Genomic DNA, 9,025 nt, shown 5'->3' on the forward strand with positions numbered 1-9,025 from the left:
TCGCTTGGCTTAGCGCTGTAACTGCACGACATTGACCCCTGACCCAAACACCTGCTGCACTCGCGGCAGAAGATGGTCGTGGTGGCTCAAGAAAAGCACCTGCGTTCGCGTCGACAGCTCGCGCAACGCCTCAAGCCCCGCCGTTGACCGCTCGTCGTCGAAGTTGATGAACAGATCGTCGGCAACAAACGGAAGGGCCTTTGCCTTGGCCAAGTGCACCTCCAGCGCGGCCAGTCGCAGCGCCAAGTACAGCTGGTCGCGCGTTCCTTCGCTGAGCCCGGGGACCTCAACCGTTTGCCCGTCGGCTCTAAGAGCCTGTTCAAAGTCTCGCTGAGGGTGTGAGAAGCTCGGGAAGTGAGAAAGAGCTATCCCAGCGACATCAGTCGCGAACAATTCGAGACCGTCAAGCCGCTGCTGGAGAGTGCGCGCAGGAAGACTGCGCCGCGCAGGGTGGATTTGTACGAGGTGTTCTGTGCAGTGCTGTACCTGCTCAGAAGCGGTTGCCAGTGGCGCATGCTGCCCGAGGATTTCCCCAAGTGGCGCACTGTGCACGCGTACTTTGCGATCTGGAGTGAGCCGCGTGAGGGTGGCAGCCTGCTTCAGCAGGCTTTAAAAAAATCAGGTTGGCGTGGTCCGAGAGAGACTGGGGCGCAGCGCCTGCAGCGCGTTCTTGATCGTGGACGCGCAGAGCGTGAAGAACACGGACACGGCGGCCTCGAAGGGCTATGACGCGGGCAAGAAGGTCTCCGGCATCAAGCGCCACATTGCAGTGGACACCCAAGGACTGCCGCATGCCATTGCGGTGACCACAGCAGAGGTGACGGACCGCAAAGGGGCCTTGCAGGCACTGCAGCGCTGCAAACCAGCTCTGGGTCGGATGCAAACCCTGCTGTGTGACAGCGGCTATGTGGGTAAACCTTTCGCTCAGGGCGTCCAAGACATTCTGGGCGGACATGTCAGGGTGCAGATTGCCAAGCGCAGTGAACTGCATACGTTCAAGGTGATGCCCCAACGCTGGGTGGTTGAGCGTAGTTTTGCATGGCTGGAGAAGAACCGGCGGTTGTGGAAGAACTGCGAGAGACTGCTCAACACCAGCCTGCAGTTGATTCACCTGGCGTTCTTGGCGCTACTGCTCAAAAGACTTTGAACAGGCTCTAAGCGCCGTCAGTCTGGGCGGCGCGCTCTCGAAGTCGACAAGAAGCCTCGCGAATCGACCGAGCGTGAGCGTCGCAAAGATGACTCCCGCGCGCGTCAACAGCGGCCCCTGGTTCTGCTCGCGGTAGCGCTCGATGGCCCAGCTCAGCAGCTTGGCTGCCGCCGTCACCTTGATGTAGCGCTCAGAGGCGTCGGCCATGCCGGCCAGCGCTTCCTGCTTCCGAGCTTCGGCATTCGCAGCATCCCGTCCACCGCCGAAGGCCTCCACAGCAAGCTTCGCCTGCGTGTACTCGACAGCGAGCCTGGTCTGTTCCGTTTGCACTTGGTCGATGGTGTCCTCTGTGCTCGTCAAATCGACGGTGACCTGGCCCAGGTCACAGGCATCAACCTCAGCGATGACTGCATCGAGTCCAAGGCCATCCGAGCCGTGCGTGAGCGCCGCGCGTGCAAGCTCAATCTCTCGAGAAAGCCTGCGCTCCCCGCTTGATCTCTTCACCAAAGGTGCAGCCTCAGCAAGAGACGCAACGCCGGCGGCGGCCAACAGCGGCGCCACCTTCGCCTGGACCTGCTCGACTTGCCTTTGCACTGTGTCTCGCTGCTCTATGGCCGCACTCAGAGACTGGTCGGCCGCGGCGCGGCGCGCCCTGCCCGCTTCAGCCTCCCTGAGTTTCGGCGCCAGCGCGCGTACGACTTCCCTTGCATCGATGCCACGCAGCCTCGCAATTCCAAGGGTTTCGATGACTTCAGCCGCGAGCCTTTTCAACTCCTCAAGGTCGCGATTCATCGTGTCAATGCGGTCACGCTTGATGGAGGTTGCCTTGTCCAGGTTGTCCTTCACCGCGTGCACGTTGGCGACGGCCTGTTCGGCGTCCTCAACCGATTTCACGTAGTCGGAAAGCCCGGCTGCCGCTACCGCGGCATTCCACTTCGCCTCCCAGGCCTCGAACCCTGTGGTCGCGGCGTCCGAGGCGGCCTGTAGTCGGCCGAGCGCGCTCGTACCACCGTCGCGCTGCTTGACCAGCTGCGCTCGCCGGGCCATTGCGCTGTCTGCATCGGAAACCAGTGCCTCAGCCTGGGTCAAGGTGGCTGGGAGGGGACTCTGAGGCTGCACCGCCACACCCACTTGAGCCATTTGGGCCTCTAGCCGGGCAATCGCCGCTTGAGATGCCTCGACCTCCTGGCTAAGGGCGTCCTCTTTCTCGCTGAGAGCGATGTGCGCAGACAGGACCAGGTCGCGCTTGGACATCAACGCATGGGTATCGACAAGCGCGAGCCCTGGTAGGTCGAGAGAGGTCGTCACAGCCTGCCACTCATCGTCGAACGCTGCGAGGTCAGCTTCTTTGCGCTCCTTGGTTTGAACCGCAGCCGCGCGGTCCGCATCAGCGCGCTCTACTCGCTGCCGCAGGCTCTGCAGCTTAGCTGCATCCGTCGTTGAACCAAGCTGGGTATCCACAAGCTCGTCGGCCAAAGCGATAGCAGCATCCAGGCCGGCTGCGCCGGATGCGAGAAGAGTAGTTCCTTGCTTGATGGACTGCCACTCGGCATCCCGCTTGTCTCGTGCCTCGCTAACGTCCGCGCCCGTGACGATGTGGCGTGCCTCCGCGAACTGCTTGACCTCGAGCTCTGCCTCATCAAGCTCCTGCCCGGCCCGCTCGACACGGTCCACCGCAGTGGTGAGTTCGGACTCCAGCCGCAGGCGCTTGGCCACTAGGCCGGTCAACCGCTCGGGCGAGGGGACCGACATCTGCTGAAGGGCCTCAATCGCCCTCCCCCACTGCCCCAGGCTTGACTTCGCTGCGTCCAAGGCGCGCTGAGCAGCCTTCACCGCGGCATCCAGCTTGACTTGAGCCGCCGAGGTGTTTCGGAAGGCCTGCGCCTCTGACAAGGCGCTGCGCAACGCTGCCGAAACTTCGGCAACGACCATCCCTTTCAGTTCCTCCTCGGCCTCGGCCAGCTCAGCCTTCTTGTTCTCAACGGTTTCTGCGGTTGAGGTCGTGCTCTGGAGTAGGCCGCCGTGCTCGTTGACCAGACGCAGCACCTCCCGAAGCGTGAGCTGATTTGGCAGCCTGGCGCGCAACGCTGCCTCATCCTCCGAATCTGGCCAGCCCAGCTCTGCTGCAGCCGCCCTAGCGAGCTCCAAGCCCCTATCGACCTCCGCCTGCCTGGCGAGCAAGCCGGCGTAGTGGTTTCGCACGCTCTCACCAAAGGCTGACAATCCCTGGATGTCGTCTATTGAGGCAAGAACGGCGGCGTCGAAGACCGCTTCGTCCCGCTGTTGCGTGAGCTGCTCGACGGCGAGCTCGCACTGCCGAAGCGTTGTCTCGGCGACCGACAGCTCCTGCTCACCTGAGCTTTGGGTCTCTGACGCGTTCGCGGGTAGTTCCAGCACCTCGCCCAAAGCCTCGAGCTCCGCGAGCTTCTGTTTCAGCTCGCCGACCATCGGTGCCAGCCGCCGAACCCGCTCCAGTTTCAACCGGCTGATCTGGAGCTTCCCCTTACGCTCTGTCGCTGCGGCGATGCGCGCTTCGACGTCGTCGAGCGCTGCCCGAGCATCTCCCCAGCTCTTGGTCCGCACCGTGGCTGTCTTCAGGTCCTTGTTGGCCTGTTCAAACTGGTCGCTCGCAAGGTAGTACGCCCTGCTGCTGGAATGTCGGGGACCCCAAAGCTTGTCGGCTTCAGCAATGAGCCCGTCCCTCACCTTTCCAAGACCGGCAATGCCAGCGGCCGACTGAAACAGTACCTGGCTCACGTCTTTTGAGGCATCCAGGATCGCGTCGCCGCCCTTGACCAACTGCTCGTGGCTGAGCCCGAACATCGTCTCAAAGAATGCGCGGTCCGCTTGCCCCATGAATGGCGTGAGCGCGCTGTCTGGTAGGGGCGCGTCGGCAACCGTGCGCAGCGTGTTCTTGTTCCCCTTGGTTCGGATGAAAGCGAGCTGCTCAGCTCCTTCCGCCACAGTGGCTGCCAGGCGCAACTCTGACTGCTGGTGCAAAAAAGACATCGACTGGTAGCGAGCTGGGAAACCAAAGAGCAGGTCTGCGATTGCGCCGCGGACCGTCGACTTCCCTGCCTCGTTGGGGCCGATGATGAGGTGGAAGTCGTGTTCCGCATTCGGCAGCGGGATGTCGGTGTCGGTAAACTTGCCAAAGCGGACCAGGTTCAGGTTCTGCAGCCGCATGTCTCACTCCACCTGAGCTAGGTGCGCCAGCAGGCCGGGCGCGACTTCGTCGACAAGGTCCTTCAGGTCGCCCTTGCGGACTTGCTCGATGAGCGGCACGAGCGGCTGGAGGTCCAGCGGCGCCTTGCCGGCAAACGGAGCCAATGCGGCCTGCAGCTCCTCAATGAAGGTGACATCCGTGGCTGCTTCTTCAAGGATGGCCTGCAGATCGGTAAAGGCGTCCATGCGTTCGTGAAGCTTTGCTGCGTCGACCACGGGATGCGTCTGGATTCGAACCTTCTCGAGCCAAAGCCGGTCGTTGCCGATGCTCGCTATCTGGGCGAGCACCTCGTTGCGCAGTTGCGCTTCAAGGCCAAACAGCTCACCGTGGGCCTTTGTCTTCCCTGTGATTGTGATGCGGGCCGCGCGTGGCACCTCGCCATCGGTATCGAGAAGGGCTTCCAATGCGCGCCCTGTCTTGCGCACTACCTCTTCAAGGGTGTCGCAGTCCGAGGCGTCCACCGGGACCTGCTCCCAGCGCAGGATGTCGATGAAGATGCGCTCGACCTCGACATCCCCTGCCTCATCCACCGAAACCAGCACGGCGCCTCGCCGGCCGCACTCGCGAACATTGCGACCCTGCAGGTTGCCGGGGAACACGATGGTCGAAGCGCCCTTCCACTGCTCGAACTCGTGCACGTGCCCCAGGGCCCAGTATTGGTAGCCCTTGGCCTGCAACTCGTCGACAGTACATGGCGCATAGGTGGCATGGGAGGCATACCCCTCCAGCGCGGTGTGGAGCACGCCGATATTGAAGTGACCAGCAGTCGGTGCGGGGTAGCCCGTAACCAGGTTGGTGGTGACGTCTCGCTGTTTGAAGCTCTGGCCGTGGAGGGAAACGGCCAGTCCGTCGATCTTGAAAGTCTGCGGCTTGTTGGCGCCGAAGGCATGCACATTGTCCGGGAGTTCCAGCTTCCGGGTCATCTCACTCTCTGCGTCATGGTTGCCGAACAGAACATACGCTGGGATGCCGGCACGCTTCAGGCGACCCATCTCCTTGCAGAAAAAGATGCCCGTGTTGTAGTCGCGCCAGGAACCGTCATAGAGGTCGCCGGCGATGACCGTGAAGTCCACGGCCTCCTCGATGGCGCGGTCTACCAGCGCGGTGAAGGCATCCCGGGTCGCGCCGCGAAGCTGCTCCGCAGGGGCATCCGGGTAGGCGGATAGCCCGTTGAGCGGGCTATCTAGTCCGTCCTGAACAATTCCCAAGCTGTTGATCTGGCTTGCAGTTCTTCGGTTTGATGGACGCAGGATTTGCAAGGTATGGTTGTTCCAGTACCTGTTTTCTTGCAAATCGCCCCGAGGAGTTCGATGGGTCCGAAGCCTTCACAGCCGCAGAGCGGCGAGTTGTTCATCTCCCGGCTCGACGAGTTGATCAACATGCAGCACCCGCTGGTCCGACTGGCGGCGCTGATCGACTGGGCCGAGATCGAGCGCACGTTCGCGGTGTCGTTCACTTCTGTGCGTGGCCGGCCGGCCTTGCCGCCGCGCTTGGTCGCCGGCCTGCTGTACCTGCAGCACACGTTCGACGCCTCCGACGAAGCCGTGGTCAATACGTGGGTGGAGAACCCGTACTGGCAGTTCTTCTGCGGCGAGACCTACCTGCAGACCGAGGCGCCCATCGATCCGTCGAGCCTGACGCGCTGGAGAAAGCGCATCGGCGAAGAAGGCGTGGAGACGCTGCTGGCCGCCAGCATCGACGCTGCCCGCCAGGGCGGCGTGATCCAGAAGGCCAGTACGCAGCAGGTGATCGTGGACACCACGGTGATGCCCAAGGCCATTGCGCACCCCACCGACAGCCGCTTGCTGGACAAGAGTCGCCAGCACTTGGTCAAGGCGGCCGAGGACAACGGACTGCGGCTGCGCCAGAACTACAACCGGGTGGCCCCTCGGTTGGCCGTGCAGATCGGGCGCTACGCGCACGCCAGGCAATTCAAGCGCATGAAGAAGGCCGTGCGCACGCTGCGCACTCGTGTCGGGCGGGTGCACCGCGAGGTGCAGCGCCAACTGCACGTGCTGCCCGAAGCGGCCAAAGCCAAGGTCCTGGACCTGCTGCAGCGCACAGGTCGCATCCTGACCCAGGCACCCAAGGACAAGAGCAAGCTGTACGCCCTGCACGCGCCCGAGGTGGAGTGCATCAGCAAGGGCAAAGCCAGGACACCCTACGAGTTCGGCGTGAAGGTCAGCATCGCCACCACGCTCAAGGAAGGCCTGGTGGTGGGCATGCGCTCCATGCCGGGCAACCCCTACGACGGCCACACGTTGGCCCAGACGCTGGAGCAGGTGGGCATCCTCACAGGCACGGACAGGCCGCCCGCCACGGCCATCGTGGACAAGGGCTACCGGGGTGTGGAGATCGAAGGCGTGCGCATCCTGCGCTCGGGCCAGAAGCGGGGCATCACGAGGACGCTCAAGGCCATGATCAAGCGAAGAAGCGCCATCGAGCCAGCGATAGGCCACATGAAGATGGACGGCAGGCTGGGTCGCAATCCGCTCAAGGGTGCGCTGGGCGATGCGCTGCATGCGGTGATGTGCGGCGCCGGGCACAACCTGCGCCTGATCCTGGCCGCGCTGCGGCTTTATTGCGTCCGATTCGGGCTGTCCATGCAGGCAGTCATCTCTGCACTGGTCGCAGCACCTGATGACCGCCGACCCGTCTGATGCTGAAAGCAGAATTGTTCAGGGCGGACTATCTAGGTGGATGTCCGCAGCGTGGATGAACCTCATCTCAACCCCTCCCTGGGATACGTCTTATGTAATTGTGCAGTTAACTAAATGATGACCACGCAATAAAGCATTTCATGGCCATGTTGATGGAAAACTGGGGTGCCTGGCATGACTCAGACAACCATAAGTTGTCCAGCCCAAAATGGCTTGCTGGCTAGGTAGTTTTTAGCACAGCATGCGGAGGTAAGCTGAACCAGCCTCATGAATGGTGCAAATGGGTGCTTCAGTGAAACGAATTTCAGGTTGCTGATGGGCAAAACAGGCAATATGCAGCCGCATAGCAGGTCGTATATGCGTGCTAGGCACCTCGTCCCGCTGTACGCGATTCGAGGCGTTCCTTTGAACTGCGCGCGAAAAAGCCAGCGGAGAGCTCCCCATTTTGTCCTGAATATCCGGATGCTAGGCGTAATCCTATTGCCCAGACCTCCTCGAAGGAGAATATCGCCGTCCTTGTATCGCTGCTAGCCGCTCTTCGACAAGGGCTGTCGGCCGGCATAAGTAGTGCTGCTGCAGAGAGGGTCCGCAATTCAATTACAAATGTCCACCAAAGTAGAATTTTTGCGAAAAATTCTACTTTGGTGGACATTGGTTGAGCATCTTTCGTCGCGTGGCGTACCTGTCTGAACGGTAGAACCCTGAGTGAGCGCCCCAGGTCGTGAAAAGCCCGCATTGCGGGCACTGGTGGTTGGGGGCGGCTACCAGTGGGGCTCGGCGCCTGGGGCGCGCGTGGGCGGACTGAAATCCGCGTTACGGAGAACCATTTCGACGCCGAGGATGGAGCACAGCCTGAACAGCCGCCCCGTGCTGACAGTAGATGCGTTGCGCTCAAGCGAGGAGAGCGCCTGCTGAGTAATGCCCATCCTGAGAGCGACCTCGGCCTGCGTCATTCCGGACTGCTTGCGAAAGGCCTGGATCAGCAGAGGCAACTGATCTATCGTGCGTACCGGAAACTCTGTCATACAAGCCCTCCGTTGTATTTCTGTTTTACAACTCATAGGTTGTATTTCGAGTTTACAACGTTTAATTTGTATTTGCCACATGTCCCCGCATAGGGCGTGCGACTGCAGTGGCGCAGTCCACCGGCCTCAATGGTTTTGCCGCTTCCACTTTGGCCCCAAAGGTCAGCTATTGCGATAAGAAGGGTTATCGCAATAGCAGTCTCAGCACAGGCGGTGAGCAGGACCGCCACAACACCGATGAACCGGCCGGGTCACCGCTGCTACGCAGGCTTGTCTGAACCCGGCAACGACCTTCATCAACGTTCTGGCGCCGGGACCCACAGCAGGGAACGCGGGCAGCGCAGGTTGGCTAGCGGTTTGCTGGTTTGGTCACTTTTCCAGCTTCTACATCCTCACGGCAATTCCGTCCTTACTGATGTCGACGGCGGACACGACGCTGCTCTCGTGGAGCAGGACGTGTTGTCCCTTTTTTGTGTCCAGGTAAACGCCGACCATCTCGCTGGTATTGATCACCGAATGTCGGCTTCAGAGAAGAGGCAACTAACGCTAAGGGCCCGAAGCGACTGAATAGGCTCTCGCAGAGAGTCAAGACACCTGCTGTAGTGCGCGCCCCGGCTTTGCAGGCGTCTGCTCACTCTACGCTGGGTGAATACCGGATGGAACCCTCTCTTCCAGCCAAGGCTGCTACCCGGTGTGGTGGGTCGTCTCCCTCCTTGCACGCCCGCTTCGGTTAACGTCGGATAGATATACAGGAAACACACCTTGTTACCAAGCGGTATTTCTGATGCAATGCGCAGAGCGGTCCGGACAAAGCGGAGGGAATTTAACGGCATGTCGCCCTATGCACGCATCGCGCACCGAAATTTAGGAGGACGTTGATGAATGCACCAGTGCGGCGTACGGTTGTCGTCTATGGGCGGTTGCAGTCTCGAGAACTTCGACTCAGCGCGGCCCGCAATCGCGAGGC

General features: G+C 61.3%; 5 protein-coding genes and 1 pseudogene. 2 read left to right on the forward strand and 4 right to left on the reverse strand.

The window, feature by feature from the left end; all coding sequences use genetic code 11:
- Positions 1-9 precede the first annotated feature (9 nt).
- Positions 10-300, reverse strand: a pseudogene (locus tag M5C98_RS11550) (ATP-binding protein); the annotation flags it as partial.
- Positions 301-354: 54 nt separating this feature from the next.
- Between M5C98_RS11550 and M5C98_RS11555 the strand changes: the two are divergent.
- Positions 355-1,147 (forward strand): IS5 family transposase gene (locus M5C98_RS11555; RefSeq protein ID WP_272548219.1). Its coding sequence is split into 2 segments (ribosomal slippage): positions 355-614 and positions 613-1,147, totalling 795 coding nucleotides; the frame shifts between segments, so codons are not numbered across the junction.
- On the opposite strand, the gene M5C98_RS11560 is transcribed toward M5C98_RS11555, so the two are convergent.
- Together M5C98_RS11560 and M5C98_RS11565 are read right to left on the reverse strand one after the other, a co-directional pair.
- Positions 1,127-4,333: an AAA family ATPase gene (locus M5C98_RS11560; RefSeq protein ID WP_272552895.1), complete on the reverse strand. Its 3,207-nt coding sequence runs from the start codon at positions 4,331-4,333 to the stop codon at positions 1,127-1,129. The genes M5C98_RS11555 and M5C98_RS11560 overlap by 21 nt on opposite strands.
- A gap of 3 nt (positions 4,334-4,336) precedes the next feature.
- Positions 4,337-5,590 (reverse strand): metallophosphoesterase family protein, encoded by a 1,254-nt coding sequence (locus tag M5C98_RS11565; RefSeq protein WP_272553253.1) that lies wholly within the window; start codon positions 5,588-5,590, stop codon positions 4,337-4,339.
- Positions 5,591-5,683: 93 nt separating this feature from the next.
- Between M5C98_RS11565 and M5C98_RS11570 the strand changes: the two genes are divergently transcribed.
- On the forward strand, positions 5,684-7,033 hold the full coding sequence (locus tag M5C98_RS11570) for an IS5 family transposase (RefSeq protein WP_272547823.1): 1,350 nt from the start codon (positions 5,684-5,686) through the stop codon (positions 7,031-7,033).
- A 761-nt stretch (positions 7,034-7,794) separates the two neighbouring features.
- Here M5C98_RS11570 and M5C98_RS11575 read toward each other — a convergent pair.
- Positions 7,795-8,058 (reverse strand): helix-turn-helix domain-containing protein, encoded by a 264-nt coding sequence (locus M5C98_RS11575; RefSeq protein WP_272552896.1) that lies wholly within the window; start codon positions 8,056-8,058, stop codon positions 7,795-7,797.
- Positions 8,059-9,025 lie beyond the last annotated feature (967 nt).

Origin of the sequence: Acidovorax sp. NCPPB 3576, assembly GCF_028473605.1 — a bacterium.
Classification (GTDB): Bacteria; Pseudomonadota; Gammaproteobacteria; order Burkholderiales; family Burkholderiaceae_C; genus Paracidovorax.